Origin of the sequence: Hylemonella gracilis str. Niagara R, from assembly GCF_000600295.1 — a bacterium.
Lineage (GTDB): Bacteria > Pseudomonadota > Gammaproteobacteria > Burkholderiales > Burkholderiaceae_C > Hylemonella > Hylemonella gracilis_A.
The window spans coordinates 254,530-281,483 of record NZ_JEMG01000001.1; the positions used below are offsets into that span (position 1 = coordinate 254,530).

Here is a 26,954-nt window from a genome sequence, read left to right on the forward strand (position 1 = left end):
CGCTCAAGTTTTTTTGCATGACGCCGTCAAGTCCTGCGCCGATCGACCGATACAGGCGATATGAAGATCTCCAACTCCACGATCCAGCTGGACGCCAGGCACGAAACCACCGCGTGGAGCAGGTCTTCCCAGACCCTGCGCGCCTGGGTCGGTGACGCAACCTCGGCACCGACCAGCCGCCGCAACCTCCTGGTGGACGGCGCGTCGCCGTCGCTGACCGTCGCCACTATTTCGCTGGCGGCGCAAGCGCTCGCGGCACGCGCGCAAGCCGAGCGCGGCGCCAGCCCCTCTCCCGCCGCCGCGCTCATCGCGGACGCGGACGCGGCGGCGAACGAAACCGAGGCGGCCACGAACGAGAGCACCACGGATGACGGCATCGAACCTCGTTTGCGCATGCTGGTCTCCCTGATCGAACGCCTGACTGGCCGACTTGTGCGCGTGTTCTCTGCTGAGTCGCTGCGGGACCCGGGCACGGCCAGCCCGGCCGCCGTCCCGCAAACCGCCGCCGCGGTCAACGCAACTGCCAGCCCCTCTGCCCCATTACCCGCAGGCTGGGGCCTGACCTACGATCGGCACGACATCCGCGTCGAGACCGAACACACGCAGTTCAACGCCCAGGGCGTGGTGCGCACGGCGGACGGGCGCGAAATCCGCTTCGACCTCGCGCTGCTGATGCAAAGACAATACATCGAGGAGAGCCATGTCTCGCTGCGCGCGGGTGACGCGCTGCGCCCGGTCGACCCCTTGATCCTCAACTTCGATGGCACGGCGGCGCAGTTGCAGTCCCTGCGCTTCAGCTTCGATCTGGACGGCGATGGCCAGACCGAGGAACTGCCTCTGCCCGGCAGCAACTTCGGCTACCTGGCCCTGGACCTGGATGGCAATGGCCAGATCGACGACGGTCGTGAACTCTTCGGCACACGCAGCGGCGACGGCTTCGCTGACCTGGCGTTGCACGACGACGATGGCAATGGCTGGATCGATGAGAACGACGCTGTCTTCAGCAAGCTGAGCATCTGGACACCCAACCTGGATGCCAATGGCGGCTTCAGCCCCCGCCTGGACACCCTGGCGGCGCGCCAAGTCGGCGCGCTCTACCTCGGCAAGACGGATACCCCTTTTGAGGTGCGCGGCGCCAAGCAGGAAACCCTGGGGCAGTTGCGCAGCAGCGGCGTCTACCTCCGCGAAGACGGCGGTGCCGGCACGATGCAGCACCTGGACCTGATGGTCTGACGCGGTGGCGACGCGGGTCGATTGCGACTGCTGAGGGCCGGAGCGCGGGCGGAGTGACAATCCGCCCCGCCATGACGGAACGCAAAACCCACCTCGACACGTTCGCCACCACCCTGCTCGTCGCGTGCTGCGCGTTCTGGGGACTCCAACAGATCCTCATCAAGACCACCGTCGGCACCATCCCGCCCCTGTGGCAAGCCACGCTGCGCTTCGCCGCCGCCACCGCCTTGCTGCTGCTGTGGTGCCGCTGGCGTGGCGTGGCCCTGTTCGCAAGGGATGGCTCCTTGCGCGCTGGCCTGCTCGCCGGTCTGCTGTTCGCGGCCGAGTTCGTCTGCATCTACCTGGGCCTGCGCGACACCCATGCCTCTCGCCTGACCGTGTTCCTCTACAGCGCACCCTTCGTGGTGGCCTTGCTGCTGCCGCGTCTCGTGCCCACCGAGCGCCTGCGCGGCCTGCAATGGCTCGGCTTGGGACTGGCCTTCCTGGCCGTGGTGCTGGCGTTCAGCGAAGGATTTCTGCACGACACGCCGCATCACCTCACGCCGGACCAGTTGCGCGGTGATGCCTTCGCCCTAGCCGCCGGTCTGTTCTGGGGACTGACCACCCTGGTCATCCGTGGCAGCCGCATGGCCACGATCAGCGCCGAGAAGACCCTGTTCTACCAACTGGCCGTCAGCGCGGCGGTCTCGCCGCTGGCTTCGCTGTTCCTGGGCGAGGCCTGGTCATTCAGCTACCCGGCCTGGGCCTGGGGATCCTTGGCCTTGCAAGCCGGTGTCGGCGCCTTCGCCAGCTACCTGGCCTGGATGTGGATGCTGCGGCACTACCCGGCCACCCTGCTCTCGTCCTTCACCTTTCTGACACCGCTGTGCGCCTTGGTAGCCGGTGTGCTGTTGCTGGGTGAACCGCTGACGGCGCAGCTGACCCTGGCCCTGCTGGGCGTGACCCTGGGCATCGTGCTGGTGAACCGCAAGGCCTGACGGCGTGGCGCCGACACCCGCACACTGCCGTGCACAAACAGGCAGAAGGGCAACCGGGCAGACGCGAGGACACACGGTCCGTCCGCGCCCTCACACGACGCCGGCTTGCCGCAAGGCCGCGATGCGCGCGGCGTCCAGCCCCAGTTCGGCCAGCACCTGGTCCGTGTGCTCGCCCAGCAAGGGTGGCGCGTTGCGCAGCACGGGCGGCGTGGCCGACAAGCGCAAGGGGCTGGCGACGGTGTACAGGCTGTCGACGTTCAGCCGCGCCTGCGCCGCCGGGCTGCAGGGCTGAGTCACCCGCAGCCCACGCGCTTGCACCTGCGTGTCCGCGAAGGCCGTGCCGATGTCGTTGATGGGCCCACAGGGCACGGCCTGGTCACCCAACAACGCCACCCAGTCCGCGGTGCAGCGCGTGCGTGTCAGCTCAGCCAGCATCGGAATGAGGGTCTCACGGTGTTGCACGCGCAGGGTATTGCGCGCAAAGCGTTCGTCTTTCGCCCAATCCGGCCGGCCCGCCGCGGCGCAGAGACGCTGGAACTGTCCGTCATTGCCAATGGCCAGCAGCATGGCGCCGTCCGCCGTCGGAAAGTCCTGGTAGGGCGTCAAGCTCGGGTGGGTGTTGCCCTGGCGCTGCGGCACCTCGCCCGTGTTGAGGTAGGCCGTGGCCTGGTTGGCCAGCACGGCCATGCCCACGTCCAGCAGGGCCATGTCGATGTGCTGGCCCTGGCCCGTGCCGGTTTTCGCGTTGTCGCGCACGCTCAAGGCGGCAAGGATGGCGTTGGCCGCGTACAGGCCGGTGAACAGATCGGTGATGGCCACGCCCACACGCAGCGGCCCGCCGCCCATCTCACCATCGGGCCGGCCGGTGATGCTCATCATGCCGCTCATGGCCTGGATCATCAGGTCATAGCCCGCGCGCTGCGCATAGGGACCATCTTGGCCGAAGCCGGTGATGGAGCAATAGATGAGGCGCGGATTGATCGCCTTCAGACTCTCATAGTCCAAGCCGTATTTCTTCAGCCCACCGACCTTGAAGTTCTCCACCAGCACATCGCTTTGCGCGGCCATCTGGCGGATCAAGGCCTGCCCTTCGGGCGTGGCGATGTCGAGGGTCAGGGAGCGCTTATTGCGATTGCACGCCAAAAAGTAGGTGGACTGCGGGGTGGACTGGCCCTGCGCGTCCCGCACGAACGGCGGACCCCACTGGCGCGTGTCGTCGCCCTCGCCGGGTTTCTCGACCTTGATGACATCTGCGCCCAAATCGGCCAGCATCTGCGTGCACCAGGGCCCCGCGAGCACGCGGGACAGGTCGAGCACTTTGAGATCACTCAGGGCAGACATTTAATTCGCGAATGCTGAAATTCCAGTTTGCGCACGGCCCAGGATGAGCGCATGGATGTCATGCGTGCCCTCGTAGGTGTTGACCACTTCCAGGTTGACCAGGTGCCGCGCCACGCCGAACTCGTCGCTGATGCCATTGCCACCCATCATGTCGCGCGCCAGCCGCGCCACGTCCAGGGCCTTGCCGCAGGAGTTGCGCTTGAGGATGGAGGTGATCTCGACGGCCGCCGTGCCCTCGTCCTTCATGCGTCCCAGGCGCAGGCAGCCCAGCAGGCCCAGAGAGATTTCGGTCTGCATGTCGGCCAGTTTTTTCTGGATCAGTTGGTTAGCCGCCAGCGGTCGGCCGAACTGCTTGCGGTCCAACACGTACTGGCGGGCACGGAACCAGCAGTCCTCTGCCGCGCCCAGCGCCCCCCAGGCTATGCCATAACGCGCGCTGTTCAGGCAGGTGAACGGGCCTTTGAGGCCGCGCACCTCGGGAAAGGCGTTCTCCTCGGGCACGAACACATCGTCCATCACGATCTCGCCGGTGATGGAGGCGCGCAGGCCCACCTTGCCGTGCACGGCCGGCGCGCTCAGGCCCTTCATGCCTTTGTCCAGCACGAAGCCGCGGATGGGGCCGACGGCTCCCGATTCGCTGACTTCGCGCGCCCAAACCACGAACACGTCCGCGATCGGGCTGTTGGAGATCCACATCTTGTTGCCCTTGAGCCGGTAGCCGCCCGTGGTCTTGTAGGCGCGTGTCGCCATGGAGTCCGGGTCGGAGCCGTGGTCCGGTTCGGTCAGGCCGAAACAGCCGATCCACTCGCCCCGAGCCAGCCTGGGCAGGTACTTCTGCTTCTGTGCCTCGGTGCCGAATTCGAAGATCGGCAACATCACCAGCGAGCTCTGCACGCTCATCATGGAGCGGTAGCCCGAGTCCACGCGTTCCACTTCACGCGCGATCAGGCCGTAGGCCACGTAGTTCAGGCCCGGACCACCGTAGGCCTCGGGAATCGTGGGGCCGAGCAGGCCGAGCTCGCCCATCTCGCGGAAGATGGTCGCATCGGTCTTCTCCTCGCGAAAAGCCATCGGCAAACGCGCCGCCAGCTTGTCCTGGCAGTAAGCCGCCGCCGCGTCGCGCACCATGCGTTCGTCCTCGCCGAGCTGCTGGTCGAGCAGGAAGGGGTCGTTCCACTGGAAGGCGGCTTTTTCAGCCATGCGTGGTCTCCTGGAAAGATGGATGGTCGGGATGTGGCGGCATGGTAGTGCGCGGTCAGGTTTGCGGCAAACGCGTATTTCTTGCTCAGGCATGCGGAAATAGAATATCTAATACCAAAGACGAGGTGCGATCCGCAAGGAAGCAAGCCCTTCTCACCAAGGTCCATCCGATTCACGCATATCTCCAATGCGCCGCAAGCTGCCCTCCACCCAGGCCCTGGCCTGCTTCGAAGCCGCGGCCCGGCACCAGAGCTACACGCGCGCGGCACAAGAATTGGCGCTGACGCAAAGCGCCGTATCGCGCCAGATCCTCACGCTGGAGGATTTCCTGGGCCTGGCGCTCTTCACGCGCAATCGCCATGGCGTTGCGCTCACGGCCCAGGGCGCTGCCTACGCCCGTCAGATCGCGCAACGGCTGGCTGCATTGGAACGCGACACGCTGGACGTCATGGCACACCATGGTGACGGTGCCAGTGGCGGCGTGATTGCGCTGGCCGCCGTGGCGACCTTCGCCACGCGTTGGCTGATCCCGCGTCTGCCTCAGCTTGCGCAGGCCCATCCGGACATGGTGGTGCACATCGAAACGCGCACCCGGCCCTTTCTGTTCGCCGACCAGGAATTCGACGCTGCGCTCTACGCCGGGACATCCGAGCAGATGCAGCGCTGGGCCGGCACCCAAGCCACGCCCCTGCTGCCTGAAGAGGTGCTGCCAGTGTGCAGCCCCGCCCTGCTGCAGGACACCCAAACGGCGCGCCGACCAGGCACTGCGGCACGCGGCCTGGCACCGGCCCAGATTGCTACCCTGCCCCTGCTGCAGCAAAGCACACGGCCGACGGCCTGGCGGCAATGGTTCGAGGCCCAAGGCGTGGACGCCCCACGCGCCATGGCGGGGCCGCGTTACGAGTTGTTTTCAATGACGGCCATGGCCGCCTCGCGCGGCCTGGGCCTGGCCCTGGTGCCGACCATGCTGATCGAAGAGGAACTGGCCCGGGGCGAACTCGTCATCGCCTGCCCCCGACCCTTGAAAAGCGGGCGCAGCTATTACTACGTCACGCCCGAGCCAGACCAGGACGGGGCGGAACGCGCCGCGGTCGGCCAGCTGCGCCGCTGGCTGATCGCGCAAGCACAGGTTCAGGCTCAGCCCTGAGCACAACGGCCTTGCGCCGCTTGCTCAGCCCAAGGCGGCCCCGTCTGCGCAGTGCTTAAAACTCGTCCCAATCACCGTCGTCCGCCTGCGACTTGGCCGTCGCTTGCAGGCGCTTGGGGTCTGCTTTCGCGGGTTCGCTCTTGCGCGCTGCAGGCTCGGCCGGCGCCGCCGTTGGGGCCGCGGCGGCGACCCTGGTCATCGGACGCGACGCGGGCGCCGCGGCACGCGCCAGGGGTGCGGGCTTCGGAGCCGACATCTGAGCGGCGGGCAAGGCCGCGGCCTCGCCCACGTTGAACACCGACACCACGCTCGCCAGGCGCTGTGCCTGATCGCGCATGGTGGCCGCTGCCGCTGACGATTCCTCCACCAGGGCGGCATTCTGCTGGGTCATCTGGTCGAGATTACCCACGGCCTGGTTGACCTGGTTGATGCCGTCGCGTTGCTCCGCGGAAGCCGTGCTGATCTCGCCGATCAGGTCAGAGACACGCTTCACGCTGGTGACGATGTCATCCATGCTCTGGCCCGCCTGGCTCACCTGGCGTGAACCTTCCTCGACCGCCTGCACGGAATTCCCGATCAGCGTCTTGATCTCCTTGGCCGCCTCGGCACTGCGGCCCGCCAGCGCCCGCACCTCGCCCGCCACGACCGCGAAGCCTCGACCTTGCTCGCCCGCGCGCGCGGCTTCCACGGCCGCGTTCAAGGCCAGGATGTTGGTCTGGAAGGCGATGCCGTCGATCACGCCGATGATGTCCGAGATCTTCTTGGACGACTCGGTGATCTGCCCCATGCTGACGATGGCTTGCCCAACGATGGCGCCACCACCCTGCGCCGCGGTCGCTGCGCTGCTGGCGAGCTGATTGGCCTGCACGGCCGTGTCCGCCGACTGCGTGATGGTGCTGGTGAGCTCCTCCATGCTGGCCGCGGTTTCCTCCAGGTTGGCCGCTGTCTGCTCGGTGCGCGCCGACAGGTCGGCACTGCCCTTGGCGATTTCGCCGGCCGCCGCGTTGACGGACTCCACGCCCATGCGTACCTCGGTCACCACACGGCGCAGGTGGTCGGACATGGTGTCGAGCGCGCGCAGCAGCTGGCCGATCTCGTCCTTGGCGTTGGATTCAAGCCGCGCGGTCAGGTTGCCGTCGGCGATGTGCTGCGTCAAGGTCACCGCGTCACGCACGGGCCGCACAATGGAGCGTGTCACCGCCAGCGCCAACAGCACGCCGATCAGCACCGCCAGCGCCACCCCTATGCTTTGCCCGAGCTGGCTGCGTTGCGCCGTCACCTGGGCTTGGGCCTGCGTTTCGAGCAACATGTTGCGCGCATGGGCGGCCACGTCATCCAGGGACTTCAGGTAGGCCGTGGCCAGGGGCAGCAGATCCCTATCGACCAGGCTCATGATGTCCTCGCCAGCCTGCTGGCGCTTGATGAGGGCGGCGCGCGCTTCGATGTAGACCTTGCGGTTGGCCGCCACCGCCTCCATCAGGGCCTTGCCCTTGTCATCGTTGATCAGGGCGACGAGCTCCTTCTGGTCTTCGCTGATGGACTTGGACGTGGCCGCCATGTCCTTGGCCAGTTGTTCCTGGTAGGCAGCGTCCCGCGTCTTCAAGGCGGCCGAGGCGCGTATCCAATTGATGGTGGTCTGCGCGCTCCAGCCTTGAGCCAGCAAGGCGCGCCGCATCTCGACCGTGGCGATTTGCTCACTGGTGTTCTTGAGCGTGTCCAGTCGCCAGATACCCAGCACCGCCACCGCCAGGGTGATGAAGAGCAGGATGCCGAAGGCCAAAGCCAAACGTGAGCCTATCTTCAGATTGGTGAACGCCATGAGTTCGCCTTTCTCAAATTTTGAAGCGCCGCTTTGCGTGGACGCGATAACCGCATGAACCCAGTAGGGTCCTTGTAAATGGACGCGATCCATTTATTCGAGTCAACAGTAGAAACCATGGAGTGCTCCCGAGTCAATCAAAACCCCCCTGGATGCCCCCGCCCCTACGCCTCAGGAAACAGGCACCGAGTGCATCGGCGAACCGCAAACGGGATTCATTCCATGACTGCTGCAGAATGAATGCCCTCACCAGACTCAGCTATCCGGCATGACCCACCCACACCCACACAGCGCCCTGGCCTCTCGGCTGGACGAATTGGAGATCAAGGCCAGTTTTGCCGAGGATTTGCTGGAACAATTGAACCTGACGATCTACAAGCAACAACAGCAAATCGAACTGTTGCAGCGGCAAATCAACCATCTGCGCAAGCAGTTGCCCGAGCCTGACCCCGCACAGGGCACGACAAGGCAGAACGCCAGCGACGAACGGCCTCCGCACTACTGACGTCGAGGACTCCGGGCACGATCTCCCCAACCGACACGGCAGGCAAGCGATTGCCGTTTTGCAATGGAACCCTCTGCTTTTTGGTCAGCCATTGACTTCTGTGCCAGCGGGCGCGCGGAGTTCACACATCTGTCCAGGCTGGTCGTCATGTCCGGGTTCAGCACTTAGTCACGTGCTTGCGCGTGCCGCGGTTTCTTGCTTCTTGATCGACAGCTCCTGTTTCTTGCCGGGCACATTGCGAGGGCTCGTCTAACGCCAGCGCCGGACGCAGCAGGCCAAGCACGTCGCACGCGGCCCAGGGTTTGCACGGCGCAACACACGGAATTCCCGCTGCCCAGTCCTGGGTGTCACCTCCGCGTCAGGGTTAGGCGCGCCGGGCCCCTCCTTCGCATAATCTGGGCATCGTCTTCACTGTCACATCACCATGACCGCCATCTGGAAAAAACCCGTCAGCGTCGAGTCCGCCACGCAGTACGCGCAGAACACCGCCATCACGCACCTGGGCATCGAATTCCTGGAGATCGGGCCGGACTACCTCAAGGCCAGGGTGCCGGTGGACGCGCGCACCATGCAACCCATGCGCCTGCTGCATGGGGGCGTGTCCGTCGTGCTGGCCGAGACCCTGGGCTCCATGGGTGCCTACTACGCCAGCCCCGAAGGCCAGGAGGTGGTGGGCCTGGACATCAACGCCAACCACTTGCGCAGCGCCCGCGGCGGCTGGGTGACCGGAGTGGCGCGGCCCATCCACATCGGGCGCAGCACCCATGTCTGGCAGATCGAGCTGCGCAACGAGGCCGACGAGATGGTCTGCATCTCGCGCATCACGATGGCAGTGCTGACACCACGCTGAAGGCAGGCCGACGCTGAGTGCGAACGAAAACGGGTGTCCCCGGCCTAGACCAGGCGGTGAATCTTGCGCTTGCGCCAGACCAGGCCGTAGTAGGCCCCTTGCATCAGCAGCATGGCGCAGAAGGCGATGGGGTAGGCCATCCACACGCCGTCGATACCGATCTGCCGGCTCAACAACCAGGCCGACGGTACCTGGATGAAGGCAATGCAAACAATGGCGATGGCCGTCGGCACCAGCACCGTGCCGCTGGCGCGCATCACGCCACCGAGCACGGCGGCAAAGCCGAACACCAGGCAGCTCCAAAGCATGATGTGCAGCAGGCTCTGTGCCATACCCGCCACGTTGGCGTCGCTGATGAACATCCGCATCAAGGGACGCGAGGCCAGATACCCCAGCAGCACCAGTGAACCTGTGATCAACAGATTCAACGCCAGCCCCGTGCGCATGATCGCGTTCAGGCGGCCGGGTTGCCCGGCGCCTATGGCCTGCGCACCCAGGATGGAGGCCGTGATGGCGATGGACAAGGCCGGGAACTGCACGTAGTTCACCACCTGGTTGACCGCGCCATAGGCGGCGGTCGCGCCCGAGCCAAAGCCATTGACCAGGGACAGCACCGCGATTTCGGACAGGGCGATCATGATCATTTGCACCGAGGTCGGCAGGCCCAGGCGCAGCACCAGACGCAGCCAATGCCCGTCTGGGCGCAAGGCCCGCAACAACCGCGCGTCCAGCGCCAGTGGGTGCCTGCGGCGGTGCAGATGCCAGACCAAGTAGACCAGGGACACCACGAATGAAACGATGGCCGCCACCGCCGCCGAGGCCACACCCAGGCGCGGCAGGCCCAGCCAGCCCAGGATGAAGGCCGGCGTGAGTAGGCAGGACACGACGGTGGACAGCAGCAATGCGTACAGCGGCGTTACCGTGTCGCCCACGCCGCGCAGCAACTGCGTGTAGAGAATGAAGACCAGCAGCACCGGCATGGCCAGCAGCACGGGACGCGCATAGCCCAGGGCCAGGGGCAACACATCGTCGGGCGTGCCCAGGATTCGCAACAGGGGCTCGGTGTAGAGACCGCCGAACACGCCCACGGCCAGGCCGATCAGCAGGCTCAGGCACAGAGCCGCACCCGCGATGGCTTTCACTTTCCCCGTTTCACGCGCACCCCAGGCCTGGCCGATCAGCACCGAGGCGCCCGCGCCGATGCCGATGATCAGCGCGATGAAGAAGAAGAGGATGGGAAACATCCCGGCCACTGCGGCCAAGGCCTGCGTGCCCAGCAATTGGCCGACGAAAATGTTGTTGGCCGTGCCCGACAGCGACTGCAACAGGTTGGCCAGGACCATGGGCCCCAGGAACAGCAGATAGGTTTTCCACAGAGGTCGGCCGCTAGGAAAGCCGGTGGAGTACGCAGACGGAGGTGATGCGGGGGTGATGGCCTGTTGTTCTTGCGTCATGGCATGGGCGTGTACGCCGTGTTGTCGTCGCGCGGGGCTTGAGTGGACCGAAATGTCGGCGACATCACCAGTCGTGCCGGCCCGAACCGACTCGAGCGAACGGGCCGCTTCCACCGCATTCGCCGATTGTGCCCGCCTACTCCCGCTCGCAACGTCCGCTGGATTGCATCACCCCGCGCCAGTCGCTTTCCCAGCTGAGCCGCTGCGCGTCGAAAACGATGCGCTCGTTGTCCAGCGCGGTCAGCACCTGCGGACCATGCACATTGAAGCTGTAGACCGGCACGCCGTCGATGCGCACTTCGGTGATCTTGTTGCCATCATGGGCCAGGTCCACGCTGCGCACCCAGACGCTGCGCGCGGGTTGGTACACGGCCTCGCAACGGTAGTTGACCGTTTGTTCGGTCCGCGCCCAGAGAGGCATGGACAGCCAGAGGGCCATGAGCCCCAGGATATGTTTCTTGAGGTTCATGCTTGTTGCACCGTGTCCGCCTTGTCGACCGCCAGCCGCTGCTCCAGAACGGCCAGTTCGTCGGGGCGGCCGAACAGATAACCCTGGCACGCATCACACCCCATCTGACCGAGCAGTTCACGCTGCACCTCGGTTTCCACACCCTCGGCCACCACCTGCAAACCCAGGCTGTGCGCCAGGGCCACGATGGTGCGGGCAATGGCGGCGTCGTTGGGGTTGCTTTCCAGGTCGCGCACAAAGGAGCGGTCGATCTTGAGCTGGTCCAGCGGCAAGCGCTGAAGATAGGCCAGCGAGGAATACCCGGTACCAAAGTCGTCGAGCGCGAACCGCACACCCAGCGCCTGGATTTCCGCCATCTTTTCCACCACGTCCTCCATGTTGTTGATCAGCAGACTCTCGGTGATTTCCAGCTTGAGGCGGTCGGCCGGTGCGCCGGTCTCGGCCAGCAAGGCTCGCAGGTCCGGCACGAAGGCCGGGTCATGGAACTGGCGTGCGCTGACATTGACCGCCAGCGTCAGCGCCGCCGTGGCGGGCCGGGCGGCCCAGGATGACAGGGTGCGACAGGCCTGCTCCAGCACCCAACGGCCCAGCGGCACGATGAGGTTGGTGCTCTCGGCCACGGCGATGAATTCACCTGGCGACACCCAACCACGTTGCGGGTGCTGCCAACGCAGCAAGGCTTCGGCCCCGATCAGGCGCCCATCGGCGGCGTCCTGCGATTGGTAGTGCACGTGGAACTGGCCACGCTCCAAGCCCTCACGCAGGGCGGACTCGAGCGCGGCGCGCTGGCTGATGGCAGTTTGCATGAGGGGATCGAAGAAACGCAGCGTGCCCCGCCCCTCGGCTTTGGCTTGGTACATGGCCAGGTCGGCGCGCTTGAGCAGTTCATCGACGCTGATCGGCTCGTGAAACAGGGCGATGCCGATGCTGCACGAGCCGTGGTGCGAACGGTCACCCAGAGTCCACGGCTGCTGCACGGCCAGCAGCATCTTGCGCGCGATCGCTTCGGCCTGGGCTGCCGCCTCCGCGTAATCGACACTCAGGTCCTCCAGCATCAACACGAACTCGTCGCCCCCAAGGCGCGCCAACGTGTCGCCCTTGCGCACCAAGGCCGAGAGGCGCTGCGCCACCTCGCACAGCTGCCGGTCACCCATGTCATGGCCCAGGGTGTCGTTGAGCTGCTTGAAGTTGTCCAGGTCGATGAACAGCAGCGCGCCAGTGCGCGCCTGCCGCTCGTGACTGTCGAGTGCGTGCCGCAGGCGCTCCAGCATCAGCCGCCGATTGGGCAGACCCGTCAGCGGATCGTAGAAGGCGAGCTGGCGAATCTCCTCCTCGGCCAGCTTGCGCTGGGTGATGTCGGTTGAGATGCCGCACAGCGCGTAGATATTCCCATGCTCATCGCGCAGAGGCAGCTTGACCGAATAGAAGGCGTGGGTCGTGCGGCCTTTGATGGTGGTGTTGACCTCCTCGGCCTCCACGCGCTCGCCGTGCTCGAGCACACGGCGGTCGTTGGCACGCAGCTGGGCCGCCGTCTCGGCATCGAAGAAGGCGTCGTCGGTGCGGCCCAGAATCTGGTCCAGCGGACGCTTGAAGTATTCGCGGATGCGCCGGTTGACGTATTGGTAGCGGTAATCACGGCCCTTGATGTAGATGGCCGCTTCCACGCTGTCGAGGATGGTGGACAGGCGCGTCTCGCTCTCGCGCAGGCCACGGGTGCGGTTGTTCACCTGACGACGCAGCCACAGGCCCGCGGCCAAGCTCGAGGCCAGCAGCACCAGCAGTGCCGCCAGCCCCCACCAGACATAGGAGGGAATCAGCGTCTGTGGCGTCTGCTCGCTCCAGCGCCGCAGGACCGAGAAATACGGGGAACCCGGGTCCTTCTGCCAAGGAGTCAGCACATCATCGATCGCCTGCAGCAGATCCGCGTGCCGCCCCTTGTCCGCGGCGAAGTACAGCGCCGCGGGCTGGAACACGATGGGTGTGGGCTGCAGCCGGTAATGCGGCGCGTGCAGCTCGCCATAGCGGTGGTTGGCGATCACGCCATCGGCTTCGCCGCGCGCCACGGCTTCGAAGCCACGGGCCAGCGAATCCACCGGCAGCAACTTGACCGTCAAGCCGAAGCTTTCGATCTGGCCCTGGAAGAATTCGGCCTGGATGGAGTCGCGCAGCACCGCGATGCGTTGCCCTTCGAGGTCGAACATCGACGCGACAGCGGCGTCTGGATGGCGGAATATCTGAGACCAGCTGTGCAAGGCCGGCTGCCGGTGAAAGTCGTACTGCCGCGCGCGCGCTTCGCTCCAGGCCACATCGGGCAGCAGATCGATGCGACCGTCCTCCAGCGCGACCAGGCAATCCTGCCAGGCGCAGGGCACGTAAATTGGGGTCCAGTCTTGTGTCCGGGCGATGGCCTCGAACAGATCGATGAAGATGCCCGCCGCGCCTCCTTGTTCATCCTGGTAGATCTTGGGTTCGTTCTGATAGACCCCCACGCGCACCTCGCGCGCCTGCGCCACCCCGGCCAGCAGCAGGGCCGAGGCCATGGCCCTGATCGCATGACACCGCCACGGGTTCACGCTGCGCTCCCTCAATCACTCTTGAGCAGGCGCTTGCTGCGCCAGTACACATCGTCGCCACCGTCCATGCGGTTCAACACCCGGGCCAGCACGAAAAGCAGATCCGAAAGGCGGTTGAGGTATTGCCGGGGTTCGGGGCGCACCGCTTCCCGCGCACCCAGCGCCACCAGTGCGCGTTCGGCGCGGCGCGCCACGGTGCGGCAGACATGGGCCTGAGCGGCCGCCCGCGTGCCGGCAGGCAGGATGAATTCCTTGAGCCGGGGCAAGCTGGCGTTGTGCGTGGCCAACGCCTCGTCCAACGCCAGCACGGCCTGGGCCTTGAGCAGTTCGAAACCAGGTATGGACAGCTCACCGCCCAGGTTGAACAGCTCGTGCTGCACCTCGACCAGCAGCGCGCGGACCGCGTCCGGCATGGGTTCGCACAACAGCAAGCCAATGTGCGAGTTCAGCTCGTCCACATCGCCCATGGCCTGCACGCGCAAGTGGTCCTTGGGCACGCGGCTGTTGTCACCCAGCCCGGTCGTGCCGTCGTCGCCGGTGCGGGTCGCGATCTGGGTGAGGCGGTTGCCCATCGTGTTGGCCTTCGAACAAAAGAATGTCGGTGTACGGCCGGACAGTCGCAAGGCGCGATGCTCCGGTGCGGTCGGCGGGCCATTATCGTCCTCTGGCGGGTCCCCCTACAGAAAACAGCGCAGGTACAAGCCGAGCGTGGCGCGCGTGGGCGCCGCACCGAATTCGCTATCGCCTGCGCCGGTGCTGCGCGTGTGTTGCAGACCCAGGTCCCAGCGCTCGTCGGCATGCCAGACGGCCTCGGCCTGCCAGAAAGCGCTGCCATCGGCGGCATTGCGCCGCACGAAAGCGCTGAGGTCCAGGCTGGCCAAGCCGAAGGCACGGTCCCAGGCCAACCTCGCGAAACCGTACCGGCGGGTCAGCAGATCCTGCCGCTCTTGCAGGTCCTGGCGCAAGGCGCCCAATCGCCCTGCCGCCGGTCCGGTTGCCGCGCGCCAGTCCTCCCATTCGGCTTCGGTCAAGGCATCCCCCGCGTAGTGCTGCTCCAGGCTCAGCACCAAACCCAGGGGTGTGGTCCAGGAGGCGCCCGCTGCCAGGCGGTTGAACCAGCGTTCGTCCCCCGAGGTCGTGCCGGCGTTCAGGGTCGGCACGGGCGCGCGCTGGCCGCCGGTCCACTCCACTTGAAACAACAAGGCATCGGTCGCCGTCCAGGACAGGTTGCTCCCGACCTGCGGCGCGGCGCCCTCGCGCGCGTAGCCGGTGAGGTCCAGGGCCCAGCGTTCGCCGGTGCGCGGCGACAGGCGCAACAGGGCCGCGCCATGGCGATTCGTGCGCTCCAGGCCCAAGGCCCAGGTGCCGTCGTCGAAATGGTCCGTTTCGCTCAGCTGGGGCAGCAGGGCCAGTTGGGCGGAGCCCAGTTCGTCCAGCCACTGCGCGCGCAGCATCACCGCGCCCAGCCGGTTCTCACGCAAGGCGGCGGGGTTCTGCGAGCTGCGCATCACCACCGCGTTCTCGCGCAGATAGTCAGTCGGGTTGTAGCCCAAAGCCACGCCCTGGCGCAGGTTGATGCGGCCCGCGTCCACGTACCACGAAGGCGTGGCCTGAACGCTGAAGTAGGCCTCGCGCAGCGCGTTGCGGCGCATGCCGTCCGTGCCACCGTCACTGTATTCCACCGCCTCCAGGCGATCCGACAGGACCCAGCGTCCGTCCGAGCCGATCGATCCCTCACGGCGGAAATCCAGCACGGCGCGGCCCAGACGGTCCGCCCCGCCCTGCGCTTGGCGCAGGTCCATGGTCTGGGCCCAGGCTTCCAGCTTCAGGCCCAAACCCTCTCCCGGGTCCGCATTCGGTGGTGACACCTCGACGCCCAGGGCCAGCGGGTCCAGGGTGGGCGACACGTCCTGCGCGGTCGCGGCGGACCAGGCCACCAGCAGCAGGGCGCTGGCGGCGGCGCCGCGCCGGACCGCAGCAGCACCCGGCGGCGGCAGCAAGGACAGGAAGGGGAAACGCATGGGGTCCTCCTTGCTGCCTCACTGCGCGCGAAAACGCGGCAGGTAGTCACGCTGCAACCAGGCTTCGGGCACCTCACGCAGGACCTGCTCACTGCTGCGCATCACCGTGACCCAACCGCTGTCCAGGCCGTCGATGATGACGGTCTCGCTCGGCCGCGTGCGGCCCAGAGCGGTTTCGTACCGTCGGAAGTAGGCGGTCTTGAGCAGGCGGTCCTCGGCCGAGTAATACCGTGCCATCAGCGGGCGGTCGTCGACGGCGTCGACCCAGAGGTCCACCCGCGCATAGGACACGTCCTCGCGCAGCGCGCTCAGACGCAAGTGCAGGCTGTCGCGTTGCACGCCTTCGCCATCCTTGAGAGGCTCGCGCCCGATGAGCTCCGCCCGGTAGTCGCGCGCCAGCTGCGTCGTCATGACATCGCCGTTCGAGGCCTGGCCCAACAGGCGCTGTTGCGGCGAGATGCGCACGCTGGCACGGCTGGACGGGTCGTAGAACCAGAGGTCCGCGCCATTGCGCAGCATCAGCTTGCCGGCATCGCGCGCGGGCGCGACGAACTGCACCAGGTTGCGGTACTGGCCGCTGTCCGGACTGGGCCGCGCGTAGACGATGAGCACGGAGTTGGCGCTTTGCCGCCCCTGGCGGTACTCGGTGAGCTGCAGCCGGACCGAGAAACTGCCCGGCGGGTTGCGCACGGCATCGGCGGCCTGCAGGATCTGCTGGACGCTGCGCTCATCAGACCACGCCGGCCAGGCCAAGGCGACTGGCAGCAGCGCGGCACAGCAGCGCAGCAGCGCCCGGCGCGGAAAGGGTCGACGTTCAGACATGACGCAAGGCCTCCACGATCTGCATGCGAGCCGCGCGGTTGGCCGGCAGCAAGGACGACAAAGCCGCCAGGCCAGCGAGCACCAGCACCGTGCCCAACAACAACGCCGGATGGCCGAACACATCCACGCCCACCGGCACGGGCACGACCCGGCCTGGCGGGGTCCATGACCAACCCGCGCGGTTGATCACATACTCGCTGAACAACACGCCGATCAGCACGCCGGCCAGCGCCCCGAGCACACCGATCAGCACGCCTTCAAGGATGAACATGCGACGCACATGGCCACGCCGGAACCCCAGGGAACGCAGCGTGCCAATCTCGCCGACCCGCTCGCCCACCGACATGCCCACGGCGTTGGCGACCGAGAACAGCGTCACCGCCCCCATCAGCAAGGCCACGAAACGGAACAGCGCCTCGAACATGCCGACCACCTGCAGGTACTGGGGTTGGACCTCGGTGAAGTCGCGCACCTCCAGACCATCGCCACCGGGATGGGCGTCGAGCAAAGCGCGCAGCCGGGCTTGCGCAACTGGCAGGTGCGCGGTCTCGGCGAGTTGTACGACGATGGCTGAAGCGCCCTGCCCGCCCGGGCCGAACACCAGGCGCTCGGCCAGACCCAGGGGCATGGCCACAAAAGACACATCCAGCTCGCGCACGCCCTGCCGCTCCGTGCGCAGGATGTCCATGCGCACCACGCTGGGCGCGCCGCCGCTGGTGGACGACAGCAGCTCGATGCCCGGCACGGTTTCGCCGGACGCCGTGCCTGAACCCGTCGTGCTGCTCTGCACAGCCGTCTCGGCCTGCTGGACCAGGGCACCCAGGTCGGCGGCCATGGCGGGCCCCGCAGGCGCGACCTCTGCGGGCGGGCTGAGGCAGTCCCGCAGCTCCAGCGCCTCGCACAGGGCCAGCAACTGGGCCAGCCCCAGGCCAATGACACCGCCCTCAGGCTGGTCGGCGCGCAGCAGATTGACGCGTGGCGGCAGCGGCAGGCCGGCACCCGCCCAGGCCAGCAGTTCGTCGCGGTCAGCGGGCAGCCAGCCGGTGCCCGCGAAGGTGCTGGACGCGCCGAGTGCGAAGTTGCCCGCAACGCCCTGCACCTGCAGCACGGGCGTGACCACGCGGAGCAGGGGTTGGAGTTCGGAGTCCCCACGGATGCGCGCGATCCAGTCCGCGTGGTCGCGGATCGCGTAGCGCGCCGTGTTGCCGCGCCCGAAGTCCAGGAAGCCCTTGCGCATGATTTGCAAGTGGCCAGTCTCGCGCACGGTCTCGGTCTGCAAGGCGCTGATGAGGGTGGCGACATACCCACCAAAGATGACGATGGCGGTAGCGCTCACCGCCAGCGCGCCCAGCGTCAGCAAGCTGCGGCGCCGGTTGCGCAGCAGATTGCGCCAGGCAAGGTCAAGCAGGTTCATGGTGGGCCTCCTCGAGGGTCGGCACGGACGAGACCGCCGACGTGACGATCTGCCCATCGGCGATGCGGATGCAGACATCGGCCGCGTCGATCAGGGCCGGGTCATGCGAGGAAAAGACGAAGCTCGTGCCCGTATCGCGCTGGATGCGGCGCATCAAGGCGATGATGTCGGCACCGGTCTGGCGGTCCAGATTGGCCGTGGGCTCGTCGGCAAGCACCAGGCCCGGCGCATTGGCCAGGGCACGGGCGATGGCCACGCGCTGGCGCTGCCCGCCGGACAACTGGTTCGGCCGCCGTGTTTCCATGCCTTGCAGGCCCACCGCCGCCAACAGTTCGCGTGCGCGCTGGCGGCGACGTGCACCATCACGCTCCAGCAGGCGTATGGGGTACTCCACGTTCTCCAGCGCGTTGAGCACCGGCAGCAGGTTGAAGTTCTGGAACACAAAACCGATGCGCCGTGCACGGAAGGCGCTGAGCCCGTCGTCGTTCAGCTCCAGCGGCGCCAGGCCGTCGATCTCGACGCGACCGTCATCGGGCCGGTCAATGCACCCCAGGATGTGCAACAGGGTGCTTTTGCCACTGCCCGACGGGCCGGCGATCACGGTGAAGCGCCCTGCCACGATGTCGACATCGACACCGCGCAGCGCAGGCACCTGCACCTCGCCCAATGTGTAGTTCTTGTGCAGGCCGCGCAGGCGGGCGATGAGAGGATGGGCGGCAGGAGCCGCAGCGTTGGTCATGGCCGACCCTCAGCGCAGCTTGATGCGGATGCGCGCGCCTTCTTCGCCCAGGTCGAAACGGGCGTCACGGAACTCAGGCGGGCCGGCGGTCCCGCGCGCGTCACGGCTAAAGCCATAGGGCTCCTTCGGGATGCCGAACAGCCCGCGGTCCAGCTCGAGGTTGCCGTTTTCATCCTGGTAGGCCGAGACCGCGTAACGGCCCGGCGCTAGGTCACGGAACACCACTTCGACGACGGGTTTGTCGGCCGGTGTGCGCAGCCCGGTGGTGAACTGCTTGGGGAAGTTTTCCGCCTTATCGAACAGACCGACCGCGACGGCCCCCTGGTCGCCGCGCAGGCCTTCGACTTCGACCACCAGGTCGGCGGCGAAGACGGGCAATGAGGACAGCGCAAGCAGCGCGCCCGCGAGCCGGCGGCTTGTGGATGAATGCATGATCAGACTCCTGAGGTGTTGAGGAGTCGCCATTGCACCGGGCCGTTTTGTCGGCGATGTATCGCGGCCACCCGATTTTTGTATCGGCACGCATCGGCGCAAGGGCTCGATACACTGGGATACAAACCCCGTCCTCCCCGGCGGAGAATGCCGCTGCCGCTGTCTTTCGGGACAGCCGCCAGGAAACCTTGCATGGAGCGCATCGATCGCATCCTGGTCGTCGACGACGACCCCGACATCCGCGGACTGCTGGCCGAATACCTCGGCGGGCAGGGCCTGCGCGCGGACTGCGCAGCCGACGGCCGGCAGATGCGTGCCGCCCTGCGCGCCGCGCCGGTGGACCTCGTGGTTCTGGACCTGATGCTGCCAGGCGAAGACGGCCTGAGCCTGCTGCGCTGGTTGCGCGACAGCGCATGGGCCCGGGTACCGGTACTGATGCTGACCGCGCGCGGCGACAAGGTGGACCGCATCATCGGCCTGGAGATGGGCGCGGACGACTACCTGCCCAAGCCTTTCGAGCCGCGCGAGCTGGTGGCGCGCATCCGCGCCGTGCTGCGCCGCACGCGCGCGCTGCCCGCAGGTGCCGGCGCGGACGACGACATCCCCTGCCTGGCCTTTGGCAGTTGGCGCCTGGACACGGTGGCGCGCCATCTGCTGGACGTGCAAGGCGCCGTCACGTCGCTGTCGGGAGCGGAATATGCCCTGCTGCGCTTTCTTCTGCGCCACCCGCAGCGCATCGTCAACCGCGACCAATTGCTGGCCCAACTGGCGGGACGCGACGCCGAGGTCTACGACCGCAGCATCGACCTGCGGGTCAGCCGCCTGCGGCGGCGCCTGGGCGACGACGCACGCGAACCGGCCTACATCAAGACGGTGCGCAACGAGGGTTATGTCTTCTGCATGTCGGTCAGCCCTTGCGAGCAGGTGACACGATGAGCAGACTCCAGCTGCCGCGCGCGCTGCGCTCGCTCACCGCGCGGGTGATGCTGATCTTGGTGCTGGCCACCGTGTTCATCCAGGCCGTCAGCTTCATCGCCGTGCTGGCCGTGAGCGCGCGCGAAGGCCGCGCGCAGATGTACGCCTTCATGAGCGCCGATGTCGTCTTCGTGCAGCGATTCCTGCGCAGCCTGCCAGCCGAGCAGCGCGTGGCCTGGCTCACCAGCCTGGACCGGGGTTATTACGGCTTCGAACTGATCGAGGGCACATCCCCGGTGCCTCGCTGCACGCACCCGCACGCCGTCGAACTTGCCGACAGCATGCGCGCGCGTGGTGGGCAGGACTTGGGGGTCGTGGCACTGTGCGACATCCCCGACCAACCCTTCCTGTCCCTGCCAATCGACAGCAGACAGACGTTGCTGGTGCGTTTCGGCGGACGCCCACTGCCGCTACCCCCCTTCTCGACGGGCTTCGCCTACCTGTCGGCGCTGTGCCTGGCGGTCATGCTGGTGGCTTGGCTCGCGGTCCGCCAGGCCACGCGCCCGCTGTCGCGGCTGGCCGACGCTGCCGACGCGCTGGGCCGTGACCTGCATGCGCCACCCTTGGCCGAGGACGGCCCGATGGAAGTCAGCCGCGCGGCCCGGGCCTTCAATGCCATGCAACGTGCCATCCACCGCCATGTGGCCGAGCGCACGGAAATCCTGGCAGCCATTTCGCACGACCTCAAGACCCCGTTGACCCGGCTGAGGCTGCGCGCCGAGAACCATGCGCCGCCAGACCAACGCCCGCGTTTCGTGGCCGACATCGACGCCATGCACGCCATGATCCAGGACGGTCTGGACTACGCCGAGAGCGCCAGCCTGCGCGAACCGCGCCAGTTGCTGAACCTCGGCCCCTTGTGCGAGGCCCTGGCCGAGGACATGCGCGATGCGGGGTTCGACTGCCTCTGCCAGGGCCAGGTCGAGGCGCCGGTGCACGCCGCGCCGCGCGCGCTGCGGCGCGCCTTGCAGAACCTGCTGGACAACGCCGTGCGTTACGGCCAGCGCGCGCGCGTCCAGCTGGGCGAGGACCATGGGCGGATCGTCATCGGCATTGAGGACGACGGGCCAGGCATCCCGCCTGATCAACTGGAACGGGTGTTCGATCCCTTTCTGCGCCTGGAGATCTCGCGCAGCCGGGCAACCGGCGGCTCGGGCCTGGGCTTGAGCATCGCGCGCAACTTGCTGCGCGCGCATGGCGGCGACGTGCGTCTGCACAATCTCGCGCACGGCGGCCTGCGCGCCGAGGTGCGGTTGCCACGGGCAACGGCGGCGCAGCCCGCGCACATGAGCGGCACGCCCTCGGGCAGGCCCTGAGTGGCACCCGCCACAATCGGCGCATCATTCGCCATTCAATCCACTCAAAACTATCGCGGCCCCACCGGCAAGAAACACCGGGTGTCGCGCGGCCAGGAGACTTGCCATGAACGCACCCCAGACATCCGCTCAACTCCAGCCCCAGGCCAAGCAGCGTCCCGTGCCCGCCGTGCTGCTGGACGCGCTCTCGGCGCGCTTCGGCGCACGCTGCTCCACCGCCCTGGCGGTGCGCGAGCAGCACGGCCGTGACGAATCCGCCTTCACCAACGTGCCGCCGCCCGCGGCTGTGGTGTACGCGGAAAACACGGCCGAGGTGGCTGAAGTGCTGCGCTTGGCCAACCAGCACGGCACGCCCGTGATTCCCTACGGGGTCGGCTCCTCGCTCGAAGGCCATCTGCTGGCCATCGAAGGTGGTATCAGCCTGGACGTGAGCCGCATGAACCAGGTGCTGGCCATCCACCCGGAGGACCTCACCGTCACCGTGCAGCCGGGCGTGACACGCAAGCAACTCAATGAAGAACTGAAACACCTGGGCCTGTTCTTCTCCGTCGACCCGGGCGCGGACGCCAGCATCGGCGGCATGAGCGCGACGCGCGCCTCGGGCACGAACACCGTGCGCTACGGTGCCATGCGCGAAAACGTGCTGGCGCTGGAAGTCGTCACGCCGCACTCCGAGAAGGGCAGCGACATCATCCGCACCGGCAGCCGCGCCAAGAAGAGCAGCGCCGGTTACGACCTGACGCGCCTTTTCGTTGGCAGCGAAGGCACGCTGGGTGTCATCACCGAGATCACGCTCAAGGTCTACCCCTTGCCTGAGGCCATCACGGCGGCGGTCTGTTCCTTCCCCGACATCGGCGCGGCCGTGCGCACCACCATCGAGATCATCCAACTCGGGGTGCCGATCGCGCGCGTGGAACTACTGGACGCCAACACCGTGCGCGCGGTCAACAAACACAGCAAGCTCAGCCTGCGCGAGGAAGCGATGCTGCTGATGGAGTTCCACGGCTCGCCCGCCAGCGTGCGCGAGCAGGCAGAAACTGTGCAGGCCCTGGCTGCGGACCAGGGCGGCCAGGCCTTCGAATGGGCGGAGACACCGGAGGAGCGCACCCGCTTGTGGACCGCGCGGCACGCGGCCTATTTCGCGGGCCTGCAAACACGCCCCGGCTGCCGCGCCATCACCACCGATGCCTGCGTGCCGATTTCACAGCTGGCCACGGCGGTGGTCGAGAGCGTGGCCGAGGCCGACGCGGCCGGCATTCCCTACTTCCTGGTCGGCCACGTGGGGGATGGCAACTTCCACATGGGTTACCTGATCGATCCGGACAGCGCGCAGGAACGCATGCAGGCCGAACTGCTGAACCACCAGCTGGTGCAGCGAGCCCTGCGCCTGGGCGGTACCTGCACCGGCGAACACGGCATCGGCTTGCACAAGATGGGTTTTCTGCCGGAGGAAACCGGCGCGGGCGCGGTGGACGTGATGCGCACCATCAAACGCGCGCTGGACCCGAAGAACATCATGAACCCGGGCAAGATCTTTGCGTTCTAAGCACGCTTTGGTAGAGCGCGGCCCACAGTGCGCAGGCGTATTGCCCCCAACACCGCGAGCGAAATAAAAAAAGCGCCGGAATACGGCGCCCTTGAATTGTTGAGCTCCTACGGCAGGGACCGTCTCAGCGGAAGAAGCGGTTCTGGATGCCATTGCCGTCCGTCCAGCTGACGCCCACGGGTGCCAGGTTGTGCGGATTGACGACGATGGCCGCGCGCTCGCTGTTCAAGTAGTTCGCGTAATCCGTGCCGTCCAGCGCGGCCCGGGCCTCGTTCAGGACCTCGTCGCCGTTGTCCCCGATGTAGTGATGCAGTGCGAATTCGATGTACATGTTCGACTCCTTGCTAACGATGAAAAACCGCCTTCAGTGTCGAACAAGCCACCTCCGTGTGCATCGTTTTACCGGATCGCAGGAGAATAAATTTTCTATTTCAAATCAATCACTTACGTTATTGATTTTGTTATGAGAAAAACCATTTTTTCGTATGACGGATTTTTGCTGCTGCGCAGCATTTCTTCTGCCGCATTGTGAAAATGCAGTTTCCACATGCGGGAACCGCCTAAGCGGCCCCGCATTTCTAGGCCTGCGCCTGCTCCCAGGCAGCCAGTACGTCCTCCGCGGGCGCGGGGCGCCCATGCAGATAACCCTGCTGCACGATCTGTCCCCGCGCGTGGAGAAAGTCGGCCTGCGCGCGCGTTTCCACGCCCTCGGCCACGACTTTGAGCCGCAGGTGGCGTGCCACCGACAGGATGGCGTCCACCAGGGCGGCGTCATTGGGGTCGGTCGGCGCGTCCTGCACGAAGCTGCGATCGATCTTGATCTCGTCGATGGGCAGGCGCTTCAAGTAAGCCAGTGATGAATATCCCGTGCCGAAATCGTCCAGCGAGAACTTGACGCCCAGACCGGCGAGCTGCGACATCTTGCTTGTCACGTTCTCCACCTGCTCCATCAGGATGCTTTCGGTGATCTCGATGATCAGGTCCCCCGGCGCGGCCGCATGCACGCGCAGGGCCTCCTGCACCTCGTGCACGAAGCTGGGCTGGTGGAACTGACGCGTGCTCACGTTGACAGCGATGGGCAGGCGCAGGCCGCGGGTACGCAAGGCGCCCAGGTGGGCACAGACACCTTGCAAGACCCAGCGCCCGACGTCGGTGATCAGCTCACTCTCCTCCGCCACCGGAATGAAGGCCCCCGGGGGCACGAGGCCCTGCTCGGGGTGTTGCCAGCGCACCAGGGCCTCGGCGCTGACCATCTGTCCATCGGCGTCGACCTGAGGCTGGAGGTACACGCGCAGCTCACCAGCGGCCAGCCCCCGGCGCAGGTCACGTTCGATCAGGAAACGGCGGCTGACCACCTGCTCCATCGAGGCGTCGAAGAAAGCGGTGTGCCCGGCGCTGCCTTCCCGGCCTCGTCCATTCTTGGCGCGGTGCAGAGCCGTGTCGGCGCGGCGCAGCACGTCCTCGGGCGTGTCTTCGGGCAAGGACGAGACATCCGCCGCCGCCTCCTGAGACTCGCCGCGATGCGGCAGCAAGGTGATGCCGATGCAGCAACTCACGGCCAGGCTCTCGCCGCGCCCAAGTTGCACGGGCATCGTCAAGGTGTCATGCAGGCTTTGCGCCAGGCGCAGGGCCTGGGCGCTCACGGCCTCGCGCACAGCCGGCTCACCCGCTGCGCCCGCCTGCTCAGGACCCCGTGCCGGCTGCAGCAGCACGGCGAATTCATCCGCATTGAGGTGGGCCAGTTGGGCCTCGGGCGGCAAGGCGGCTGCGAAGCGCCAGCTGAGCTGACGCAGCAGCTGGTCGCCCACCGCCGGGCCAAGCGCGTCGTTGACGGTCTGGAAACGGTCCAGATCCAGCAACAGCAGCGCGCACTGCTCGGACGCAGCCCCATTCGAGCTGTCCGACCCGCGACCCGGGCCCCGCGCATCCAGGGTTTCCTTCAGATCGAGCAAGAGCCGGTGGCGGTTGGGCAAGCCGGTCAGGGGATGGAACCAGGCCAGCTGGCGCGCCTTTTCCTCGGCGTTGCGTTGCTGCGTGACGTCCAACTGCACCGCCAGGTAATGCGCCACCTCATCCTGGGCATTGCGCACGGGCGCGATGGTCATGCTCACCACGTAGTCGCGCCCGTCCTTGGCGCGATTGATCAGCTCCCCATGCCAGGCCTGACCCGCCTTGATCGTGAGCCACATGGTGTCGTACACCTCGCTCGGCGTGCGGCCCGAGTTCAAAAGTCGCGGGTTGGTGCCCAGCACCTCGGCCTGCGCATAACCACTCATGGCCTCGAATGCCGGGTTGACGTACTCGATATTGCCCTCGAGGTTGGTGATCACCACGCTGGCCGGGCTCTGCTCGATGGCTTGCGACAGGCGGATCAGCTGGTCCTGATCCCGCTTGCGCTGGGTGATGTCGCGCGTCACGCCCAGCACGCGGGTGACACGGCCCGTCTTCTCGTCGGTCAGCAAGGTGGTAACCACCTCGGTTGGCATGAGCTTGCCGTCCCCACACAGCACCGGGGTTTGGCCCAAGGCCGTGCGCTGGTCTTCGTCGCCCTCCTGCAGGGCAGCGATGCGTTCGTACAAACGCTCACGCGTGGCCTGTTCCACCTCGGGCGGCAACACGTCCCTGAAGGACATGCTGGTGGCTTGCGCCGGGTCATAACCAAACAGGCGCACGGCCGGACTGGCGTAGAGGTAGTGGTCGGCCTCCAGGTCGTAGAGCCACACCACATCACTGCTGTTGTCCGCCAACAGGCGGTACAGGGCTTCGCTCTCGAGCAGGGCCTGCTTGGCCCGCTGGAGTTCCTCGATGTCGCGCAGTGAATGCAGCCGGCGGTGGCGCTCGTGCCGCAGGTACAGCGCCACGCCCAGGGCCAGCAGGCCCAGCACGGCCGTCAAGGCCATCCAGGCGCCGCTGGCGGCGGCGCCGTGCAGCATTTCCTCTGGACTCTGCTTGACCAGCAACCACCACTCGGTCTCGCCGATGCGTTGGATCACGGCCAGGGCGGGCACGCCATGGTGCTCGAAACCGTCAACCAGCGCACCATCCGGCTGCGGCCAGGACAGTCGGGCCAACACCCCGCGCAGTTGCGCCGCGCGCTCGGGAACAAGCTCGCCTGCGAAGATGAACTGCGCGCCTTCACGGCGCAACAGCACCGCCTCCGCGCCCGAGCGCAGCATGGGCCAGTCGCTCAGGGCCATGCGCAGATAGGCGTCCGCATCGGCATGCAGCACCAGGGCTGCACGGTCTTGTTCGCGCGCGATGTCGTTGCCCGCGCCGTTCGAACCGCCGGATCCCAGGGCTGCGACAAGCGCCAGACGCCATGCCCCTTGGGCGTCGCGCCAGAGTCCGACCCACTGAGGCCGGCTCTGCTCGATGGCCAGACGCGCGGCCTGCGCCAGCGCCGCATCCGCCGGTGCGTCGCGCGACGGCGAGCCATCCAGCCAACGCCGTCCCTGGGCGTCGACGATGTCCGCGTGCACAAACCCCTGGGGTTGCCCGGCCTGCTCCAGAAAACGCTGCAAGGCGCGCTGGCTTTGCGCATCGCCCCGTTCGCGCCAGGTTGCCCAGCGCGTGCGCAGGTACAGCGTGTTGGCGATGCGCGCGGCGTCGCCCAGCCGTTCCTGCTGCCAGGCGGAAAGCTCACGCGCCTTGGACTGGACGATGGCGCGCAACTGGGTGTGGGCCTGCTCGCGCTCCTCGCGCATGGCTTGCCAGATGGTCGAGGCCACGACCAGCACAACGACCAGGGCGAGCACGGTGAACACCGCCATGGAGCGCAACAGCGCATGACGGGCTGCCGCCGCGTCGGCCAGGCCAGCATGGATCGGCAGGGGACGGATTCGGCGCCGCAGCAGGAAATGCAACAAGGTGGCACTGACGGCGACAAACAACCAGCCCTTGAGCGTGGAGGCCAGCAGCAGCATGTCGGGGTCGCGCAGCAGCCAGCCGGTGAGACGGTCTGACAGCAGAATCCACAGGGAGGCGAAGACCACGTAGACCAGGACGATGTCGAGCGCACCGCGCGAACGTGTCATGGTGCTGCGGGCCCGAGCCCGGGAAGCCGACGCGGAACGAGGATGGGAATGAGTAGGGTCTGCTTTCATGTACGGGTAGGCGCCATC

Annotated in this window: 22 protein-coding genes; 8 read left to right on the top strand and 14 right to left on the bottom strand. The window is 66.8% G+C overall.

Annotated features, from left to right (window positions below; all coding sequences use genetic code 11):
* The first annotated feature begins 60 nt into the window (after positions 1–60).
* Both AZ34_RS01245 and AZ34_RS01250 read left to right on the top strand, forming a co-directional pair.
* The gene (locus AZ34_RS01245) at positions 61–1,233 is read left to right on the top strand and encodes a hypothetical protein (protein WP_035603932.1); all 1,173 of its coding nucleotides are present in this window, start codon (positions 61–63) and stop codon (positions 1,231–1,233) included.
* Positions 1,234–1,304: 71 nt separating this feature from the next.
* Complete coding sequence (locus AZ34_RS01250; protein WP_035603934.1) at positions 1,305–2,210, top strand: DMT family transporter; 906 nt, start codon at positions 1,305–1,307, stop codon at positions 2,208–2,210.
* Between the two features lie 90 nt (positions 2,211–2,300).
* Here the strand turns inward: AZ34_RS01250 and AZ34_RS01255 are convergent, their stop codons facing one another.
* A complete protein-coding gene (locus AZ34_RS01255) occupies positions 2,301–3,551 on the bottom strand; it encodes a CaiB/BaiF CoA transferase family protein (protein WP_035603936.1) in 1,251 nt (416 codons plus the stop codon).
* Positions 3,552–4,751 (bottom strand): acyl-CoA dehydrogenase, encoded by a 1,200-nt coding sequence (locus tag AZ34_RS01260; RefSeq protein WP_035603939.1) that lies wholly within the window; start codon positions 4,749–4,751, stop codon positions 3,552–3,554.
* A 187-nt stretch (positions 4,752–4,938) separates the two neighbouring features.
* Here AZ34_RS01260 and AZ34_RS01265 point away from each other — a divergent pair, with 187 nt between their 5' ends.
* Complete coding sequence (locus tag AZ34_RS01265) at positions 4,939–5,898, top strand: LysR family transcriptional regulator (RefSeq protein ID WP_035603941.1); 960 nt, start codon at positions 4,939–4,941, stop codon at positions 5,896–5,898.
* 55 nt (positions 5,899–5,953) lie between these two features.
* Here AZ34_RS01265 and AZ34_RS01270 read toward each other — a convergent pair whose 3' ends face one another.
* The gene (locus AZ34_RS01270) at positions 5,954–7,717 is read right to left on the bottom strand and encodes a methyl-accepting chemotaxis protein (protein ID WP_035603942.1); all 1,764 of its coding nucleotides are present in this window, start codon (positions 7,715–7,717) and stop codon (positions 5,954–5,956) included.
* Between the two features lie 268 nt (positions 7,718–7,985).
* Here AZ34_RS01270 and AZ34_RS01275 point away from each other — a divergent pair, with 268 nt between their 5' ends.
* Entirely contained in the window at positions 7,986–8,222 is a 237-nt protein-coding gene (locus AZ34_RS01275; protein ID WP_035603945.1) for a SlyX family protein, read from the top strand.
* A 424-nt stretch (positions 8,223–8,646) separates the two neighbouring features.
* Positions 8,647–9,072 (top strand): hotdog fold thioesterase, encoded by a 426-nt coding sequence (locus AZ34_RS01280; protein ID WP_035603948.1) that lies wholly within the window; start codon positions 8,647–8,649, stop codon positions 9,070–9,072.
* A gap of 44 nt (positions 9,073–9,116) precedes the next feature.
* On the opposite strand, the gene AZ34_RS01285 is transcribed toward AZ34_RS01280, so the two are convergent.
* The 9 genes from AZ34_RS01285 to AZ34_RS01325 all read right to left on the bottom strand — a co-directional run bounded on the left by AZ34_RS01285 (position 9,117) and on the right by AZ34_RS01325 (position 18,996).
* A complete protein-coding gene (locus AZ34_RS01285) occupies positions 9,117–10,526 on the bottom strand; it encodes an MATE family efflux transporter (RefSeq protein WP_081767023.1) in 1,410 nt (469 codons plus the stop codon).
* Positions 10,527–10,662: 136 nt separating this feature from the next.
* A complete protein-coding gene (locus AZ34_RS01290) occupies positions 10,663–10,995 on the bottom strand; it encodes a hypothetical protein (protein WP_035603951.1) in 333 nt (110 codons plus the stop codon).
* Positions 10,992–13,535, bottom strand: coding sequence for an EAL domain-containing protein (locus tag AZ34_RS01295; RefSeq protein WP_051509436.1), 2,544 nt, complete (start codon positions 13,533–13,535; stop codon positions 10,992–10,994). The genes AZ34_RS01290 and AZ34_RS01295 overlap by 4 nt, the downstream gene beginning before the upstream one ends.
* Before the next feature lie 44 nt (positions 13,536–13,579).
* A complete protein-coding gene (locus tag AZ34_RS01300; RefSeq protein ID WP_035603954.1) occupies positions 13,580–14,140 on the bottom strand; it encodes a cob(I)yrinic acid a,c-diamide adenosyltransferase in 561 nt (186 codons plus the stop codon).
* 105 nt (positions 14,141–14,245) lie between these two features.
* Complete coding sequence (locus AZ34_RS01305; RefSeq protein WP_035603957.1) at positions 14,246–15,589, bottom strand: hypothetical protein; 1,344 nt, start codon at positions 15,587–15,589, stop codon at positions 14,246–14,248.
* An 18-nt stretch (positions 15,590–15,607) separates the two neighbouring features.
* On the bottom strand, positions 15,608–16,411 hold the full coding sequence (locus AZ34_RS01310) for an outer membrane lipoprotein-sorting protein (RefSeq protein WP_035603960.1): 804 nt from the start codon (positions 16,409–16,411) through the stop codon (positions 15,608–15,610).
* Entirely contained in the window at positions 16,404–17,825 is a 1,422-nt protein-coding gene (locus AZ34_RS01315) for an ABC transporter permease (RefSeq protein ID WP_035603963.1), read from the bottom strand. The genes AZ34_RS01310 and AZ34_RS01315 overlap by 8 nt, the downstream gene beginning before the upstream one ends.
* Positions 17,812–18,564: an ABC transporter ATP-binding protein gene (locus AZ34_RS01320; protein WP_051509437.1), complete on the bottom strand. Its 753-nt coding sequence runs from the start codon at positions 18,562–18,564 to the stop codon at positions 17,812–17,814. Before AZ34_RS01320 ends, AZ34_RS01315 begins: the two co-directional genes overlap by 14 nt.
* A gap of 9 nt (positions 18,565–18,573) precedes the next feature.
* Positions 18,574–18,996: a DUF2141 domain-containing protein gene (locus AZ34_RS01325; RefSeq protein WP_035603966.1), complete on the bottom strand. Its 423-nt coding sequence runs from the start codon at positions 18,994–18,996 to the stop codon at positions 18,574–18,576.
* Between the two features lie 192 nt (positions 18,997–19,188).
* Here AZ34_RS01325 and AZ34_RS01330 point away from each other — a divergent pair, with 192 nt between their 5' ends.
* From AZ34_RS01330 to AZ34_RS01340, 3 genes are all read left to right on the top strand, one after another.
* The gene (locus AZ34_RS01330) at positions 19,189–19,932 is read left to right on the top strand and encodes a response regulator (RefSeq protein WP_035603969.1); all 744 of its coding nucleotides are present in this window, start codon (positions 19,189–19,191) and stop codon (positions 19,930–19,932) included.
* Complete coding sequence (locus AZ34_RS01335) at positions 19,929–21,287, top strand: ATP-binding protein (protein WP_051509438.1); 1,359 nt, start codon at positions 19,929–19,931, stop codon at positions 21,285–21,287. The genes AZ34_RS01330 and AZ34_RS01335 overlap by 4 nt, the downstream gene beginning before the upstream one ends.
* A gap of 106 nt (positions 21,288–21,393) precedes the next feature.
* Positions 21,394–22,833 carry an FAD-binding oxidoreductase gene (locus AZ34_RS01340; protein ID WP_035603972.1) on the top strand — a complete coding sequence of 480 codons (1,440 nt, stop codon included), beginning with the start codon at positions 21,394–21,396 and terminating at the stop codon, positions 22,831–22,833.
* Between the two features lie 124 nt (positions 22,834–22,957).
* On the opposite strand, the gene AZ34_RS01345 is transcribed toward AZ34_RS01340, so the two are convergent.
* Both AZ34_RS01345 and AZ34_RS17460 read right to left on the bottom strand, forming a co-directional pair.
* On the bottom strand, positions 22,958–23,164 hold the full coding sequence (locus AZ34_RS01345; RefSeq protein ID WP_035603974.1) for a hypothetical protein: 207 nt from the start codon (positions 23,162–23,164) through the stop codon (positions 22,958–22,960).
* A 247-nt stretch (positions 23,165–23,411) separates the two neighbouring features.
* On the bottom strand, positions 23,412–26,867 hold the full coding sequence (locus tag AZ34_RS17460; protein WP_051509439.1) for an EAL domain-containing protein: 3,456 nt from the start codon (positions 26,865–26,867) through the stop codon (positions 23,412–23,414).
* Between the last annotated feature and the right edge of the window lie 87 nt (positions 26,868–26,954).